Consider the following 16,126-nt stretch of genomic DNA (forward strand, 5'->3'; position numbering starts at 1 on the left):
ACCATGATCGACAAATTCGAAATCTCTGGAGTCCCGCTGTCCAGCCGCTTCCTGCTCGGCTCAGCGGGCTACCCCAATCCGCAGCTGCTGGCCGAGGCGGTAAAGGCGTCGGACACCCAGCTGCTCACCGTGGGCCTGAAACGCAGCATGGCAGAGACCGCGGGCGACAACGGCTTTGTCGCAATGGCGCTGGCCGCCGCACGCGCCCAGGGCGCGCGCCTGCTGCCCAACACCGCCGGCTGCCGCAGCGCCGGCGAGGCGGTGCAGCTGGCCTGCATGGCGCGCGAGCTCTATGGCACGGACTGGATCAAGCTGGAGGTCACGGGCGACGAGCACACCCTGCAGCCCGACCCCTTCGAGTTGCTGGCCGCCGCTGGCGAACTGGTGAAGCTCGGCTTCACCGTGCTGCCCTATTGCACCGACGATCTGGTGCTGTGCCGCCGCCTGCTGGACGCCGGCTGCGCCGTGCTGATGCCCTGGGGCGCGCCGATCGGCTCGGGTCAGGGTTTACTCAACCCCTGGGCCCTGCGCACGCTGCGCGAGCGCCTGCCGGAGGCCGTACTGATCGTCGACGCCGGGCTGGGCGCGCCCTCGCATGCGGCCCAGGCCATGGAGCTGGGTTACGACGCGGTGCTGCTGAATTCGGCGGTGGCCCAGGCGCGCGACCCGGTGCGCATGGCCAGCGCCTTCCGCGACGCGGTGCGCGCCGGCCGCCAGGCCTTTCTCGCCGGGCTGATGCCGGCGCAGGACTTCGCCGTGCCCAGCACGCCCGTCGGCGGCCACGCCTTCTTGCTGTCATGAAAGCGCCCCACCCCTGCCTGCCCTCGCCCTGGGCCAGCGCGGTTGATTGGCATGGTGCCTGGGCGCAAGACCCGACCCTGCCCATCATCTGGTCCATCGCCGGCACCGACAGCGGCGGTGGCGCCGGCCTGAGCGCCGACCAGCGCGCCGCCGCCGCCCTGGGCGTGCATCTGTGCCCGGTGGTGGCCGCCGTCACGGCCCAGCATTCACGCGGCGTCGTGGCCGTGCATGCGCTGCCGCCCGCGCAGCTGCAAAGCCAACTCGACGCACTGGCGATTGACCTGCGCCCGCGCGTCATCAAGACCGGCCTGCTGGCCAGCGTGGCTGCGGTGCAGGCGGTGGCGCGCTGCGTGGATGACTTGCGCCGCGATGGCAGCGTGGCGCTGGTGGTGGACCCGGTGCTGGCCGCCACGGCCGGTGGCGCCGCGTTTGCGGATGCCGCCCTGATCGCCGCCTATCGCGAGCTGCTGCTGCCGCGCGCCACCCTCGTCACGCCCAACCACCGCGAGGCCGAGCGCCTGGCTGGCGTGCCGCCGCGTTCTCACTCGGTGCCGCAGCTGGCCCAGGCCCTGCGGGAGCTGGGCGCGCAGGCGGTGTGTATCACCGGCGGCGACAGCCCCGACCCGGCCGCGCAAGACCTGGCCCTCGATTGGCTCGCGAGCGAGCTGGCCGACGGTTGGCTGGCGCTGCCGCGCCTGCCCTCGACCCACCATCATGGCAGCGGCTGCTGCTTTGCCAGCGCGGCCGCCGCGGGGCTGGCGCGTGGCCATGCGCTGCCCGACGCGGTGCTGCTGGCGAAGATGCTGGCCTGGACCGCCGTGCGCGATGGCTACGCCGCCGGCGCGGGCGCCGGCCCGGTGCGCCCCGGCCCTGGCTTCATCAAGGACCCAGGCGCCATGCCGGTGATGGGCTTCGGCGAAGAATTCGCGCCAGCCCGCTGGGGCCAGGTCTTGCGCGGCGCCCTGCCGCCCACCGACTTCCAGCCCGGGCTCTACGCCATCACCGACGATGCAGGCCGTGTCGCCGAACTGGCCGCCGGCGGCCGCTTCGCCCACATCCAGCTGCGCATCAAGGACGCCGACGCCACCCCGCTGCCCGCCGCCATCGCCAAGGCGCTGCAAGCCAGTCAAGAGGTGTGGATCAACGACCATTGGGAGCTGGCCCTGGCCTGCGGTGCGTGCGCCCTGCACCTGGGCCAGCAGGACTGGGCCGCCCTGCCCGCAGCGGCGCGCGCACGCCTGCTGCAGCCCGATGTGCGCCTGGGTATTTCCAGCCACAGCCTTTGGGAGCTGGCGCGCGCGCGCGGCCTGGCGCCACACTACATCGCCTGCGGCCCGATCTGGGCCACCAGCACCAAGCACATGCCCTGGCAGCCGCAAGGCCTGGACAACCTGGCCTGGTGGGTGCGCATGGCCGGGCGGCCGGTGGTGGCCATAGGCGGCATCACCACCCGCGAGCGCCTGCAAGCCGCCCAGGCCGCCGGACCGGCCGCGGTATGCCTGGTGCGCGGGCTGGAGCTGGCGCAGGCGCCCGGCTGACGCCGGAATTCCATGTCCGTTTCCGGCGCGACAAGGGCGCCTGCGCCTCGCCCGCATGGGACCCTATTCCGCTCGTGCCTGTGCCAGAGGCCCAGGCACGAGCGGAACCACGCCCCCGGCGACGCTTGGCACACACCAACCGGCAACAGGCGGCCATGTGCCGATGGCAGCCCCGCGGGCCACCGCCCAGGGCGCGCACCATCAAGCGGTGCTGAAACGATACAGCTGCGCGGGCATGTCATCCATTAGCACCGAACGCAGTTCCAGGCCGGCGCAGGCAGACTGGCCCAGCACCTTGCGCCAGAACCTGCCGGCGGGCACATTGCTGTCGTAGTGATAAAGCTCCCAGCGCCCCGGATGGCGGCGCAGCAGCTCCTGCACGACCGGCAGGCCCAGCCCACGGCCACGGTAGCGCCGCGCGATGAAGAAGTAGCCCATATTGAATTGGGCCGCCGGATCCAGCACCTCATCGTCCACCACCGCGAAACCAGCCAGTTCGCCCCGCACCCGCAGCAGATAGGGCCGCACCCCGGGCTGCGCCCAATAGGCCGCCTTGGAGCGTATGTTGTAGAGGCCGCCGTCACCGACCTCAAGCTCGCACCACTCGCTCAGGTCGTAGTTGTAGAACTGCATCAGGCGCTCGATGCGCGGCAGGTCCTCGGCCCCGGCGGGCAGCAGCTCGAACGCGCTCACAGCACCGGCACCGCCAGCATGTCCTGCTGCCCGCGCGGCAGGGGCGGCTCGCAGGTGTCTTCGAAGTTCTCACGGCTCAGGGCCAGCAGGCTCACGGCTTCTTGCATGGGTTCCTCCCGGCGCGATTGTGGCGTGCCCGGCCGCGCCTGGCTTCGTTCAGTAACGCCGCACCACCGCGCTGGCACGCGCCGGCGGCTCATAGTCCTCGGGCCAGTAGTCGGTGAGGCGGGTGATCAGCCCCTCGGCCACGGCGAAGAAGGTCATGCCGCGCATGCTCGGCGCGCCGGGCGAGACGAAATCGAACACCGTCACCGCCGATTTGTCATCGGCGATCAGCTGCAGCAGCTCGACCCGCCACTCGCCCGGCCAGGTGCGAAAGAACTCCACCATATCGTCGCGCCCACGCACGCGTTCGCGCGTTTGCGGCACCTCGTAGACCATGTCGGGACTCAGCAGCGCGGCAAAGCTCGTCCAGTCGGTGGCGTTGGCGGTCTCCCAGAAGCGGGTGGCGAGGGTTCTGGCGTCAGGCGGCATGCTTGCTCCTTGCTTGGCTGCGCATGGCCGGCAGTCTACTGTAATTACATACAGCTTACAGCTCACAACTCGGGCGAGCGGCACTGCGCGGATGCGCTAAGGTAGCGGCTGTGCCACTCCCGCCAGACCCGAAACGCCGCCGCTGTCTTCACAGCGGGGCGGCGCTGCTGTTCGCGCCAACCATGGCCCGCGCCGCCGAGCCCGAATTGGCGCTGCACTATCCGCGCCACAACAAGATGCCGGACCCGCAGCAGGCCTATATGGTCGAGCTGCTGCAGCTCGCGCTGGGCCGCGGCAGCAAGCCCTACCGCCTGCAGGCGCTGCCTCTGACGATGGCGCAAAGCCGCACCATGGTGGAGATGGCGCATGGCGGCAACGCGCTCGACCTGATGTGGACCATGACCAACCGCGAGCGCGAGGCGATGGGCCTGATCCCGGTGCGCATCCCGGTGGACCGTGGCCTGCTGGGCTGGCGCCTGATGCTGATACGCCAGGCCGACGCGCCCTTCTGGCGCCAGCTGCGCAGCCTCGCCGAGCTGGCGCCGCTGGTGGCCGGCCAGGGGCACGACTGGCCCGACGCCGAGGTGCTGCGCGCCAACGGCCTGAACGTCGGCACCTCCAGCTCCTACGAGGGCCTGTTCCGCATGCTGCTGCGCGGCCGCATCGACTATTTCCCGCGCTCCATCATGGAAATCGACGCCGAGCTGGCCATGCATGCCGACGCGGGCCTGGTGATCGCGCCGCATGTGATGCTGTACTACCCGACGGCCTCCTACTATTTCCTCGCGCCCCGGCATGCCGAGGCCGCCGAGCAGCTGCGCCAGGGGCTGGAGGAATGCCTCGCCGACGGCAGCTGGGACAAGCTCTTCCAGCGCCATTACAGCGCCCTGCTGGCACGCCACCAGATCGGGCAGCGCCTGGTGTTGAGGCTCTCGAACCCACTGCTGCCCGAGGCCACGCCCTTGCAGCGCAAGGCCTTCTGGCTGCAGCCGGGCTGAGCGCCTTGCGGCCCTCAAGACTCAGGGGGCGGCCAGCGTCTGGGCCCACCAGATGCGGTACTGGCCGGCGTTGCTGCGCACGCAGGCCAGGCCTATCTCGGTGAACTCGGCCTGCATCAGATTGCGGCAATGGCCCTCGCTGGCGATCCAGCCGGCCACCACCGCGGCACTGCTGTCATAGCCCGCGGCGATGTTCTCGCCCCAGCGGCTCCAGCGATAGCCGCTGGCGCTGATGCGCGCGCCGGCATCGCTGCCATCGGTGCCGGTGTGCGAGAAGTGATCATGGGCCGCCATGTCCAGGGCGTGGCGCGCCGCCGCCTGGCCCAGCAGCGTGTTCCAACGCAGTGCCGGCGCGGGCGCAAAGCGCGTGCTGCCGCATAGGCCGCCGCGCGCGCGCTGCTCGTTCACCAGCCGCAGCAGTTCGGCCTGGAAGTCGGGCAGGCCGCAATCGGCCACCGCAGGGCCGGGTGCAGGTGCAGGTGCAGCAGCGTCGCCACCGCCACCGCCGCAGGCGCTCAGCAGCAGGGCCAGGGCGCAGGCCGGCAGATACGCGCCGCCGCGGCCGCGCCCTTGGCTTGTTTGACGAACATCGCTCATACCCCTTACACCCTCCACGCCATGTCATGTCGAAAAGGCGCGATTGTGGCGGCGCGCACGGCGCCAAATCCGTTTGGCAACACCCGCTTACCTCGGGCACATCCGGCACACAACTCGCCGGCGCGGCGCCGGCTGGCCGTCTCGCCTGTAGGATGCCGCTGCACAGGAGTCCGCCGCATGAATCCCTCGCCCTCTTCCGCTCTTCTCGACTGCATCGAGCTGCAAACCCAGGCCACGCCGCGCGCCAGCCTGATCGTGCTGCACGGCCTGGGCGCCGACGGGCGCGATTTCGTGCCGGTCTGCCAGGCCCTGGACCTGCAGGCCATAGGCGGGCTGCGCTGCGTGCTGCCGAATGCGCCAGCGATTCCCGTCACGCTGAACGGCGGCTACGTCATGCCGGCCTGGTACGACATCCTCGGTACGCAGATAGAGCGGCGTGAGGACGAGGCCGGCCTGCGCGCCTCGCAGGCCGCCATCGCCGCGCTGCTGGACCGTGAACGCGCGCGCGGCATCGCCGCCGAGCGCATCGTGCTGATGGGCTTCTCGCAGGGCTGCGCGATGGCGCTGCTGACGGGGCTGCGCTACCCGCATCGCCTGGCCGGCATCGTCGGCCTGTCGGGCTATCTGCCGCTCCTGGCCCACACCGCGGCCGAGCGCCATGCGGCCAATGCCGCCACGCCGATCTTCCTGGCCCATGGCCGCCAGGACGAGGTGGTGACGATGGCGCGCGGCGCCGCCGGCCGCGACGAGCTGCTGCGCCTGGGCCATGCGCCCGAGTGGCATGAGTACGCGATGCAGCACGAGGTCTGCGAGCAGGAAATCGAAGACCTGAACGCCTTCCTGCTGCGCGTGCTCGCCTGAGCAGAGAGCCGCTCACTCGACCTGGCAGGCCTGGCTGCGCAGCGCCGTCAGCAGGCTCGGGCCCAGCGACTTCAGCAGCTGCACCGAGATCGCGCTGGTGAAGTGGTAATGCGCCGCGTCGGGTTCCTGGGCATAGGTCATCACGGTGCCGAAATAGCGCTCGCCCAGGGTGAAGGCAAAGCTGGCGGAACGGCCCAGCACGCGCTCGGCCTGCAGCTGCCCGCCCCTGCCCAGCTGGCGCAAGCGATGGTCGCCGGTGCCGGTCTTGCCGCCCAGCGCGAGCGGCTCGCCGTGCTCGTCCAGCAGGGCGCCGCGCAGGCGCCGTGCCGTGCCGTCCCGCACCACCTCCAGCAGGGCCTGCGCGGCCGCGGCGGCCACCAGCGGATCCAGCAAGGGCTCGGCGGCGCGGCCCTGGCGCTGCAGCCGCGTCTCGTAGGGCGTCGCGCTGCCGAAGTGCAGGGCCGCGATCGCCTGCGGTGCCAGGCGCTCGCCGCGGTTCAGGATGATGCCCATCAGCTCGGCCAGCGCCGCCGGCCGGTCGCCCGAGGCGCCGATCGCGCTGGCATAGGAAGGCGTGAGTGATTCAAAGGGGTAGCCCAGGCGCCGCCAGGAAGCATGGATGCGCGCGAAGGCCTCGCGTTCCAGCATGTCGGCGAGGCGCTGATCCTGGGCGCTCTTGTGGCGGGTCTTGAACAGCCAGGCATAGGCCAGCTGCCGCTCGGCCTGGCTGGCCGCGATCAGCTCGGCCAGCTTGGCGTCGGGCCGGCGCTGCAACTGCTCCAGCAGCCACAGCTCGAGCGGATGCAGGCGCGCCAGAAAGGCGCGGTCCAGCAGCGACAGCGCGGCCGCGCCACCGCGCGCGCGCGCCGCCGCGGCGTGCGCCTGCTGCAGCCGCGCCTCGATCTCGGCCGCGGGCCGACCCCGGTATTTGCGGTAGAAGCCCTGCAGGAACACGCGTCCCTCGGCGTCGGCGAACTGCGCCAGCAGCAGGGCACGGCGCGGGTCGGCCTCATCGGCCAGCAGGCGAGCGTTGTCGTCCGGGCCGCCGTAGATCTGGTGCCGCACCAGTTCGCGCAGCAGGCGTATGAAGACCAGGTTGACCGAATGCTTGAAGGCCTCGCGCACGCTCAGGCGCTGGCCGTCATGCTCATGCTCGAAGTTCTCGAAGCGGTGCAGGCCGCCGCCGGTGTAGAAGCTCTCGGCGGGGCTGGCCGAGAAGCTGCGTTGCAGCGCCGCGTCGAGCATCGCGCCCAGGCCCACCGGCGCACCAGCGGCACGCTCGGCCAGCAGGTATTGCTGCGCCCAGCGGCTCAGCTCGTCGGGCGCGGCGGGCCGCAGTGCCGCCAGCTCGGCATCGGTGAGCGCGGCCCAGCGCCCATGCAGGGCCGCCACCGCCTCCAGATAGCTGATCAGGGTGCGCAGCTTGGCGGTGGAGCCCAGGTTGAGCCTGGCGCCCTGGTTGAGGTCGAAGGGCTGGTCGATGTTATCGGCCTGCACGCGCAGCAGATTGGCGTGGCGGCCGCGCTCATAAAGCGTCAGGCTGAAGCGCAGGCGCTGCGGCGCATCGCGCTCGCCCAGCAGATGAAAACCATAAAGGCCGGCGGCGCGCGCCGCGGCCGGCTCGCTCAGGCCCACCAGGGTGCGCACCGCCAGGGCCTGTGCGCGCGCGTCCAGGCTGGTCTGTACCGCCAGGTCCAGCCGGTCCAGCGCATAGGCGCTGGGCAGGTTCAGCAGCTGGGTCAGCTCGACGCGCAGCGCACTCACGGCCTTGCGCTCGGTGAAGTCCAGGCGCGGCAGGGGTGGCGCGGCGTCCAGCAGGGCCAGCGGCTGGCGCAGCGCGGCATCGCGCAGCGCCGGCGCTATCACGCCGGCCTCGGCCAGCAGGCGCAGATAGCTGTCGGTCAGCGGCGCCAGCGTGGCGCCGCGCTGCAGCAGGTAATGCGAGGGCCGGCGCTGCGCCAGCATCAGCGACAGCGCCTGCTTGTAGGCGAGCGCGCGCTGCGGCAGCGGCGCGTCGGGTGCCAGCGCGCGGTTGAAGTCGGCAAAGTCGCGCCCATACCAGGCCCACAGGCCATCGCCCAGGCCATGCACCTCGCCCGAGCCAGGGCGTGCCGCCAGCGGCACGGTGTTGAGGTAGTCGAGCACGATCTGGCGCCGTCGCCCCAGCGTGTCGGCGCCGTCCAGATAGGCGCGCCGCGAGGCCGACAGCATCTGGCGCAGCTTCTCGCTCACCGAGCCGGTGCGCCCGCCCGGCGAGTGGCGATATTTCTCCAGCTGGGTAGCCAGGGTGCTGCCGCCGGCGGCGCCGGGACGCGCATCCACCGCATGCAGGGCCTGCTCCAGCGCGGCCTTGGCAAAGCGCTCGGGGTCCAGCGCCGGATTGCGGTGTGGGCTCGCGTCGTCCAGCAGATGGCGGTCCTCGACGAACAGCAGGGTGCGCAGCAGCAGCTCGGGCACGGCCTCGAAACCTTCGTACTGGCGCTGCGGCAGGCGCAGGCTCAGCAGCGGCTCGCCCCGGCAGTCCGCGAGCGTCAGGCCGGCCTGGCTTTTCTCGCGGTAGGGCACGTTGAGGCCCTGCTCGCCAAGCCCCAGCAGCGCGGGCGACCAGCGCGCCTGCGCGGTCACCGCAAAGCCCTGCTCGCGCAGGCGTTCGATGTGGGCGGGCAGGTCGCGATAGCCCAGGCGTTCGTCGTAGGGCCCGTGGCTGGGGAAGCGGATCGCCGGGCTGGCGCCGGGCTCGACCCGAAAGCCGGCCGCGCCGGCCTCGCGGCTCCACAGCGCGGATTGCAGGTTGGAGCGCTGCAACTCGTCCAGGGCGCAGGCCACCAGGGTTGCCAGCAGGGCGACCCCACCAACACGCCAGATCCAAGGCCTGCGCTTCACCGTACACCTCGCTTAACGCAGCTTCAGTCTGGCATCGCGAGGCCGCCCTGTGCAAGTGAAATAAGCGCTGTTTGCCCCCTAAAAACTCAGCACGAAACAGGCCCCGCCGGCGGGCTGCTTCACATAGCGCACCGTGCCGCCCATGCCGTGCACGAGGTTGCGCACCACCGCCAGGCCGATGCCCGCCGCGGCGCCGCCGCCGGCCTGGCTGCGCGCGCTGAAAAAGGGCATGAAGATCTGCTGCTCCAGGCCCTGGGGCACGCCGGGGCCGTTGTCGCGCACGCTGATGGTCAGGCGGCCGCCGCGCGTCAGCCGCGCCTGCAGCTGCAGGCTGGGCCGGGCCAGCTCGGCGGTGGCCTCGGCGGCGTTCTTGATCAGGTTGATGAGGGCCTGCTCCAGCTGGCCGGGGTCGGCCATCAGCGTCAGCGTGGCGGGTTCGACCTCGAAGCGCGCCTGGCCGCCGCGCGCCCGCCAGGATTCGCCCACCAGCTGCTGCAGGCGCGCGAACAGGGCCTGCAGTTCGACCGGCTCGGGCCGCGGCTCGGGCCAGTCGCTGACGCGCCGGTAGTCCGCCACAAAGCGCGCCAGCGCCTCGGCACGCCGCGCCACTGTGTCCAGCGCCAGGGTCAGGTCTTGCGCGCGCTCGGCATCGCTCTGCAGCTCCTGCGCGCTGCGCGCGAGCGAGGCGATCGGGGTGAGCGAATTCATGATCTCGTGCGTCAGCACATGCACCAGCTGGCGCCAGGCGCGCAGCGTCTCGGCCTCCAGCGCCGACTCCAGCGGCAGCAGGGCCAGCAGGCGCACCGGCTCGCCCTGCAACGTCATGGCACTGCCGGCCAGCAGCCAGCGCTCCAGGCCGCGTTCGGTGGCGATCTGCAGCAGCTCGCGGCCGGACTCGCCGCGCGCCTCGGCCAGCTCCTGCAGCAGCTGTGCGGGCTCCTGCGCGCCACCGGGCGCCAGCAGGCGGCGCGCGCGCGCATTCAGCGCCCGCGGCTGGCCGGCGCCGCAGCGGAACAGGGCCACCGGCACATGCTCCAGCTCGCCCTCCAGCAAGAGCAGGCGCTGCTGCAGCTCCTGCTGTTGTTGCTGCAGCAGCAGCGCCGGCCCGGCCGGCGGCGCCGCTGCCTGCCACTGCAGGCGCGCCAGCGCCCGCCAGCCCCAGCCGGCCAACCCCGCCATCGCCAGGCCCAGCAGCGCCTGCACGCGCGGCGAACCCGCGGCGGCCAGCAGGCCGGCGCTGCCCAGGGCCAGCAGCAGGGCCGCCAGGCAGACACAGGCGCGCAGCACACGGCTGCGTTTAGAGCTCATGCTTTTCCATGCGGCGGTACAGGGCCGCACGGCTCAGACCCAAGAGGCGCGCGGCCTGGCTGATATTGCCCTGGGCCTGGCGCAGCGCCTCGTCGAGCGCGGCACGCTCGCGCTGGTGCAGGGTCAGGCCTTGCGTGGGCTCCGGCGCGGATGGCGCCGGCCCGGCGCGCAGGCCGAAGTCGGCGCACTCGTAGCGATCGCCCTGGGCCAGGATCACCGCGCGCTCGCAGGCATGGCGCAGCGCGCGCACATTGCCATGCCAGTCATGCGTCCGCAGGGCCGCCAGCGCCGCCTCGCTGCAATGGCGCGGCGGCTTGGCGTATTGGGCCGCGTATTGCGAGAGGTAGTGCTGACACAGCAGCGGGATGTCTTCGCGGCGCTCGCGCAGCGGCGGCACGCGCAGCACGATGGTGTTGAGGCGGTAGAGCAGGTCGGGGCGAAAGCGCTGCGCATCGAACAGCGCGGCCTCGTCGAGATTGGTGGCGCTGACGATGCGCACATCGATGGCCTGTGGCTGGTCGGCGCCCAGCGGCGTGACCTCGCGGCGCTCCAGCGCGGTGAGCAGCTTGGCCTGGCTGGCCAGCGGCAGGTTCGCCACCTCGTCGAGGAAAAGCGTGCCGCCGGCCGCCGCCTGGAAGCGCCCGGCGCGCTCGCCCTTGGCATCGGTGAAGCTGCCGCGCTTGTGGCCGAACAGCTCGCTCTCGAGCGTCGATTCGGCCAGCGCGCCCAGGTCCACCGCCAGGAAAGTGCCGGCCGCGCGCGCCGACTGCGCATGCAGCTCGCGCGCCACCAGCTCCTTGCCTGAGCCCATCTCGCCCAGCACCAGCACATTGGCCTCGGTGGGCGCGACGCTCTGGATCAGCGCGCGCAGTTCCTGCATCGGGCGGGCCTCGCCCAGCAGGGCCGAGGCACTCGCAGGCGCGGCCGGCCGACGGCTCGCCAGCGCGGCGGCCACGGTGGCCACCAGTTTCGCGTTGTCCCAGGGCTTGGTGATGAAGTCGAAGGCGCCGGCCTTGAGCGCCGCCACCGCCAGATTCACCTCGGCATAGGCCGTCATCACGATCACCAGCGGCGCCTGGGCGCCGCGCCGCAGCAGCAGCTGCTCCAGCAGCGCCAGGCCCTGGGCGCCATCGGTGCGGCCGGGCAGGAAGTTCATGTCCAGCAGCAGCAGATCGGCGGCTTCGGCATCGAGCGCCGGCATCAATTCAGCGGGCCGCTGCAGCAGCCGCACCGGGCCGAAGCGGCGCTGCAAGAGCAGCTTGGCCGCCAGGCCCACGTCGGGGTCGTCGTCGAGTACCAGCAAGGAGGACATGGGCGACACCATAGCAGCGGCGCACGCCGCCTTCCAGCCGCTGTCCGCTTCCGGACAGTGGGGCGGGCCGGACCTGTCCGATTGCGGACAGCATCGCGGCCAGACCGGGCCATCTGCCGGGACATCTCCCGGGGCATATCCCAGGAAAACGGGCTGGCACAGGGCTTGCACAGATCTGGCCATGAGCCCCGCCCATCTACACAGTCTTCCACCCGTCTCGGGCGCCGCCATGGACCGCCCCCTGCCCAAGCGCAAATACCAGCGCCTGCTGCGCTGGGGCGGCACCGCCGCCGGCCTGCTGGGCCTGGGCGCGCTGCTCTTCACCAGCCTGCCGCGCGGGCTCGCGGTGCCGGCCGCCGAGCTCAGCCTCTCGACCGTGGCGGAGGGTGAATTCCTCGACGAGCTGAGCCTGCGCGCCCAGGTCGTGCCGGCGCACCAGGTGCTGCTGGACGCCACCGAGGGCGGCCGGGTCGACGCGGTGCTGGTGCGCGACGGCGAGATGCTCAAGGCCGGCGCCCTGCTCTATCGCCTCTCCAATCCGCAGCGCGAGCAGGAGGTGCTGCAGCGCTCGGCCGAGGTGGCGCAGCAGCAGGCCAATCTGGCCATGCAGCGCACCGCGCTGGCCAATGCGCAGGCCATATTGCGCCGCGACCTCAGCCAGCTGCAGCATGAGCTGACCCGGGCCGAGAACGACTGGGCCCGCCAGCAAGGCTTGGCGGCGCAGGGCTTTGTCTCGGCCGCATTGCTGGAGGACGCGCGGCTGCGGCGCGAGCAGCAGCAGCGCCTGCTGGCCCAGGCGCGCGAGGACGGCAGGGCCGAGCTGCGCACCCGCGAGCAGGCGGTGGCCGAGATGGAGCGCGCCGTCAAGGGTCTGAGCGAGGGTCTGGCGCTGGTGCGCCAGGCCGCGGCCAGCCTGTCGGCACGCGCGCCGCGCGACGGCCAGCTCAGCGGCTTTGCCCTGCAGGTGGGCAGCTCGGTCAAGCCCGGCGACCGGCTGGGCCGCATCGACGACATCGCCAGCTTCAAGCTGGCCGGCAATGTCGACGAGTTCTACCTCGGCCGGGTGCAGACCGGCCTGCAGGCCAGCCTGGAGGCCGCTGGCAAGACCTGGCCCCTGACAGTGACCCAGCGCCTGCCGCAGGTGAAGGAGGGGCGCTTCGGCGTCGAGATGGAGTTCAAGCAAGGCCTGCCACCTGGCCTGCAGGCCGGCCAGAGCCTGGATGCGCGCATCCGCCTGGGCCAGCCCAGCCGCGCGCGACTGATCGCCGACGGCCCCTTCTATGCCGACAGCGGCGGCGCCTGGGTCTATGTGCTGGATGCCAAGGGCAGCCTGGCCGAGCGCCGCACGGTGCGCCTGGGCCGCCGCGCCGCCGGCCGCATCGAGGTGCTGGACGGCCTCGCACCAGGCGAGCGCGTGATTGTTTCCAGGGTACGCCAGTACGGCGATGCCACGGTCCTGAATCTGAAAAACTAATGCACTAGGAGCATCACCCATGATCAAGCTGAAGAACCTGAGCAAGCTGCACCGCAGCGAAGCGGTGGAGACCACCGCGCTGAACTGCATCGACCTGGAGATAGCGGCCGGCGAGTACCTGTCCATCACCGGCCCTTCGGGCTGCGGCAAGTCCAGCCTGCTGAGCATCCTGGGCCTGCTGGACGCGCCCAGCAGCGGCGAATACTGGTTCGACGGCCAGAACGTGGCGGGCTGGAACGAACGCCAGCTCAGCAAGCTGCGCCGCGGCCGCATCGGCTTTGTGTTCCAGAGCTTCAACCTGATCGACGACCTGAGCGTGCGCGAAAACATCGAGCTGGCGCTGGAATACGGCGAGGTGCCGGCCAGCGAGCATGCGGCGCGCGTGGACGCGGCCATGCAGCGCCTGGGTATCGCGCACCGCGCCGGTCACCGGCCCTCGCAGCTCTCGGGCGGCCAGCAGCAGCGCGTGGCGATCGCACGCGCCATCGTCTCGCGCCCGGCCCTCTTGCTGGCCGACGAACCCACCGGCAACCTCGACAGCGCCCAGGGCGAGGAGGTCATGCGCATCCTGCGCGAGCTCAATGAAGAGGGCACGACCCTGGTGATGGTGACGCATTCGCCCACGCATGCCGCACAGGCCTCGCGCTGCCTGCGCCTGCTGGACGGCCGCATCCTTGTCGATGCACTCGCGGCCTGAACACAGGGAGTCTGGCAATGAAATTTCTGGACCTGCGTGTGGCCTGGCGTCAGCTGCTGGCCGAGCCGCTCAACGCCGCGGTGCTGATAGGTGGCCTGGCGCTGGCGCTGGCCGCCTGCTATTTGCTGGCCGTGCTGCTGGGCGAGCGCTATCGGCCCGACCCGGCGCTGCACGAGCCCGAGCGCATCGTGCTGATCGACTTCCACGGCAATATGCCGGGGCGCGAGGAGGACTGGTTCCTGGGTTCGCCCTTCGTGTTCAGCCAGGCGCTGGCGCAGGCACGCGCGCCGGTGCAACTGCTCAGTCGCGCGTCCGAGGACAGGGTGACGCTGCGCCAGGGCGAGCGCAGCCTGCATGCCAGCACCCTGGCCGCCGACGCCAGCCTGGTGGAGCTGTTCAATCTGCGCGCGCTGCAGGGCGACCTGCGCAGCAGCCTGGCCCGACCGGACACCATCGCCATCACCGAGGGCCTGGCACGCAAGCTGTTCGGCCATACCGCCGTGCTCGGCAAGACCCTGGTCTATGGCAAGCACCCGCTCAGCGTCGCGGCCGTGCTGCCCGAGCCGCACTCGCGCAGCCAGTTCCGCGCCGAGGCCTATCTGAGTTTCGACGCGCCGGCCGCGGGCATCGATCGCGACACCCGCGAGGCCTGGTTCATGATCGCCGGCCGGGTCTACGGCCGCCTGCAGCCGGGCGCCAGCGCCGCTCAGGTCGGCGTGGTGGCGCAGGCCCTGTTGGACGCCAGCCCCATCATGAAGGAACTGCCGCCGGAATGGACCGCCAAGGGCCGCAAGGCCGCCTTCATGCGCGCCCTGCCGGTGACCGAGATGCCCTTCGAGGGCCGCGAAGGGCGCTTGCGCGTGCAGGTGCTGGTGGCGCTGGCCGCCATCGCCGGCCTGCTGCTGAGCCTGGCCCTGCTCAACTTCGTCAACCTCAGCGGGGTGCGCACGCTGCAGCGGCAGCGCGAGATCGCGGTCCGCAAAAGCCTGGGCCTGAGCCCGGCCCGGCTGCTGCTGCAATTCGCCGTCGAAGCCCAGCTGAGCATCCTGCTGGCCTCGGCGCTGGCCCTGCTGCTGGCCTGGCTGCTGCTGCCATGGCTAACGAACGCCCTGCGCGTCCCCATGCCCGACGCGCTGCTGCAGCCGCTGCCCCTGCTCGGCCTGCTGCTGGCCGGCCTGCTGCTGGGCCTCCTGGTCAGCCTTTATCCGGCCTGGCTGGCCTGGCGCCAGCAGGCGGGGGCGGCCCTGCAAGGGCGCCAGGCCAGCGAGGGTCGCAGTGGCATGGCTCTGCGACGTGTGCTCAGCGTTCTGCAGTTCGGCATCGCGCTGCTGGTCTGCAGCCTGGCCCTGTTGCTGAGCCTGCAGAACCGCCATGTGCTGCAGCGCGAGCTCGGCTACCACCCCGAGGGCGCGCTGGCCCTGCCGATGCCGCCGGGCGCCAGCGCCCAGCAGGCCGAGGACCTGCGCCAGGCCCTGGCGCAGCTCCCCGAGGTCGGCGCCATGGCCTGGACCGACAGCGTGCCGGGCAGTGCGCGCCTGGATCGCAACGCCGATTTCAGCGTCCAGGATCGCCAGGCCCAGCTGCGCGTGAGCGTGCTGGACAGCGACTTCTTCGCCTTCTACAAGGTGCCCCTGCTGGCCGGGGAGCTCGCCGGCGCCGGCCACGATGCCATCGTGCTCGACGAGCCGGCCGTGCGCGCGCTCGGCTTTGCCGGCGCCACCGAGGCCATCGGCAAGACGGTGAGCTCGACCATGGTCGGGCTGAACCAGCAGCGCGAGCAGCTGCGCATCGTCGGCGTGGTGCCGGCGCTCACCCTGGAGCGCACGCGCGAGCTGCCGCGCCCGCATATGCTGCGCCTGCAGCGCAGCGAGCAGGCGCTGGCCGAGCGGCTCGGCTTCTGGGTGCTGAACCTGCGCCTCAAACCCGGCAGCGACCCGGAGCAGTTGCTGGCACCGGCCTGGAAGCGCTTCTTCCCGGACGAACCCTTCAACGTCGAGCGCGTCGAGCAGGCCATGCTGGAGCCCTACGAGACCGACAGCCGCATCGCCCAGTTGGTCAGCGCCACCGGCGCGCTGGCCCTCGCCCTGGCAGGTTTCGGCGTCTATGCCCTGGCCGCCTATCTGGTGCAGCGCCATGCGCGCGAGCTGGTGCTGCGCAAGCTGCATGGCGCCTCGTCCTTGCAGGCCCTGACCCGGCTGTTGCGTGAGTTCGCCGGCCTGCTGCTGCTGGCGGCGCTGATCGCGCTGCCGCTGTCCTGGTGGCTGGGCCAGCAATACCTGAGCCAGTTTGCCGACCGCGCCCACATCGGTCTGTGGCCACAGGCGCTCGCCCTGGCGGGCCTGCTGCTGGTGAGCCTGCTGGCCAGCCTGCGCCATGGCCTGGCGGCAATGGCGATGCGGCCCATCCTGGCGCTGCGCGACTGAGGGGCGA

General features: G+C 71.6%; 13 protein-coding genes. 7 read left to right on the forward strand and 6 right to left on the reverse strand.

All coding sequences use genetic code 11. The annotated features are described in order from the left end of the window. Nucleotides 1–3: 3 nt before the first annotated feature. Both WG898_RS09335 and WG898_RS09340 read left to right on the forward strand, forming a co-directional pair. A complete protein-coding gene (locus WG898_RS09335; RefSeq protein WP_339602501.1) occupies nucleotides 4–801 on the forward strand; it encodes a thiazole synthase in 798 nt (265 codons plus the stop codon). Next, the gene (locus tag WG898_RS09340) at nucleotides 798–2,339 is read left to right on the forward strand and encodes a PfkB family carbohydrate kinase (protein WP_339602502.1); all 1,542 of its coding nucleotides are present in this window, start codon (nucleotides 798–800) and stop codon (nucleotides 2,337–2,339) included. The genes WG898_RS09335 and WG898_RS09340 overlap by 4 nt, the downstream gene beginning before the upstream one ends. A gap of 201 nt (nucleotides 2,340–2,540) precedes the next feature. Here the strand turns inward: WG898_RS09340 and WG898_RS09345 are convergent, their stop codons facing one another. Together WG898_RS09345 and WG898_RS09350 are read right to left on the reverse strand one after the other, a co-directional pair. After that, on the reverse strand, nucleotides 2,541–3,032 hold the full coding sequence (locus tag WG898_RS09345; protein WP_339602503.1) for a GNAT family N-acetyltransferase: 492 nt from the start codon (nucleotides 3,030–3,032) through the stop codon (nucleotides 2,541–2,543). A gap of 156 nt (nucleotides 3,033–3,188) precedes the next feature. Next, the gene (locus WG898_RS09350) at nucleotides 3,189–3,566 is read right to left on the reverse strand and encodes a nuclear transport factor 2 family protein (protein WP_339602504.1); all 378 of its coding nucleotides are present in this window, start codon (nucleotides 3,564–3,566) and stop codon (nucleotides 3,189–3,191) included. A 182-nt stretch (nucleotides 3,567–3,748) separates the two neighbouring features. Here WG898_RS09350 and WG898_RS09355 point away from each other — a divergent pair, with 182 nt between their 5' ends. Then, nucleotides 3,749–4,564, forward strand: a complete 816-nt coding sequence (locus WG898_RS09355; RefSeq protein WP_339602505.1) for a transporter substrate-binding domain-containing protein — start codon at nucleotides 3,749–3,751, stop codon at nucleotides 4,562–4,564. Between the two features lie 21 nt (nucleotides 4,565–4,585). Here the strand turns inward: WG898_RS09355 and WG898_RS09360 are convergent, their stop codons facing one another. Next, nucleotides 4,586–5,161, reverse strand: a complete 576-nt coding sequence (locus WG898_RS09360; protein ID WP_339602506.1) for a CAP domain-containing protein — start codon at nucleotides 5,159–5,161, stop codon at nucleotides 4,586–4,588. 177 nt (nucleotides 5,162–5,338) lie between these two features. Between WG898_RS09360 and WG898_RS09365 the strand changes: the two genes are divergently transcribed. Next, the gene (locus tag WG898_RS09365; protein WP_339602507.1) at nucleotides 5,339–6,022 is read left to right on the forward strand and encodes an alpha/beta hydrolase; all 684 of its coding nucleotides are present in this window, start codon (nucleotides 5,339–5,341) and stop codon (nucleotides 6,020–6,022) included. Between the two features lie 12 nt (nucleotides 6,023–6,034). On the opposite strand, the gene WG898_RS09370 is transcribed toward WG898_RS09365, so the two are convergent. The 3 genes from WG898_RS09370 to WG898_RS09380 form a co-directional block, all read right to left on the reverse strand. Beyond that, nucleotides 6,035–8,905 carry a transglycosylase domain-containing protein gene (locus WG898_RS09370; protein WP_339602508.1) on the reverse strand — a complete coding sequence of 957 codons (2,871 nt, stop codon included), beginning with the start codon at nucleotides 8,903–8,905 and terminating at the stop codon, nucleotides 6,035–6,037. Nucleotides 8,906–8,983: 78 nt separating this feature from the next. Further along, on the reverse strand, nucleotides 8,984–10,213 hold the full coding sequence (locus tag WG898_RS09375; protein WP_339602509.1) for a sensor histidine kinase: 1,230 nt from the start codon (nucleotides 10,211–10,213) through the stop codon (nucleotides 8,984–8,986). Next, nucleotides 10,203–11,525, reverse strand: a complete 1,323-nt coding sequence (locus WG898_RS09380) for a sigma-54-dependent transcriptional regulator (protein WP_339602510.1) — start codon at nucleotides 11,523–11,525, stop codon at nucleotides 10,203–10,205. The genes WG898_RS09375 and WG898_RS09380 overlap by 11 nt, the downstream gene beginning before the upstream one ends. 229 nt (nucleotides 11,526–11,754) lie before the next feature. Here WG898_RS09380 and WG898_RS09385 point away from each other — a divergent pair, with 229 nt between their 5' ends. The 3 genes from WG898_RS09385 to WG898_RS09395 are packed head-to-tail and all read left to right on the forward strand — an operon-like array spanning nucleotide 11,755 to nucleotide 16,119. After that, a complete protein-coding gene (locus WG898_RS09385; protein ID WP_339602511.1) occupies nucleotides 11,755–12,999 on the forward strand; it encodes an efflux RND transporter periplasmic adaptor subunit in 1,245 nt (414 codons plus the stop codon). A gap of 19 nt (nucleotides 13,000–13,018) precedes the next feature. Then, the gene (locus WG898_RS09390) at nucleotides 13,019–13,696 is read left to right on the forward strand and encodes an ABC transporter ATP-binding protein (protein WP_339602512.1); all 678 of its coding nucleotides are present in this window, start codon (nucleotides 13,019–13,021) and stop codon (nucleotides 13,694–13,696) included. Between the two features lie 17 nt (nucleotides 13,697–13,713). Beyond that, nucleotides 13,714–16,119: an FtsX-like permease family protein gene (locus tag WG898_RS09395; protein WP_339602513.1), complete on the forward strand. Its 2,406-nt coding sequence runs from the start codon at nucleotides 13,714–13,716 to the stop codon at nucleotides 16,117–16,119. The last annotated feature ends 7 nt before the right edge of the window (nucleotides 16,120–16,126 follow it).

This window comes from Paucibacter soli, assembly GCF_037482845.1.
In the GTDB taxonomy this organism is placed as follows: Bacteria; Pseudomonadota; Gammaproteobacteria; order Burkholderiales; family Burkholderiaceae_C; genus Paucibacter_B; species Paucibacter_B soli.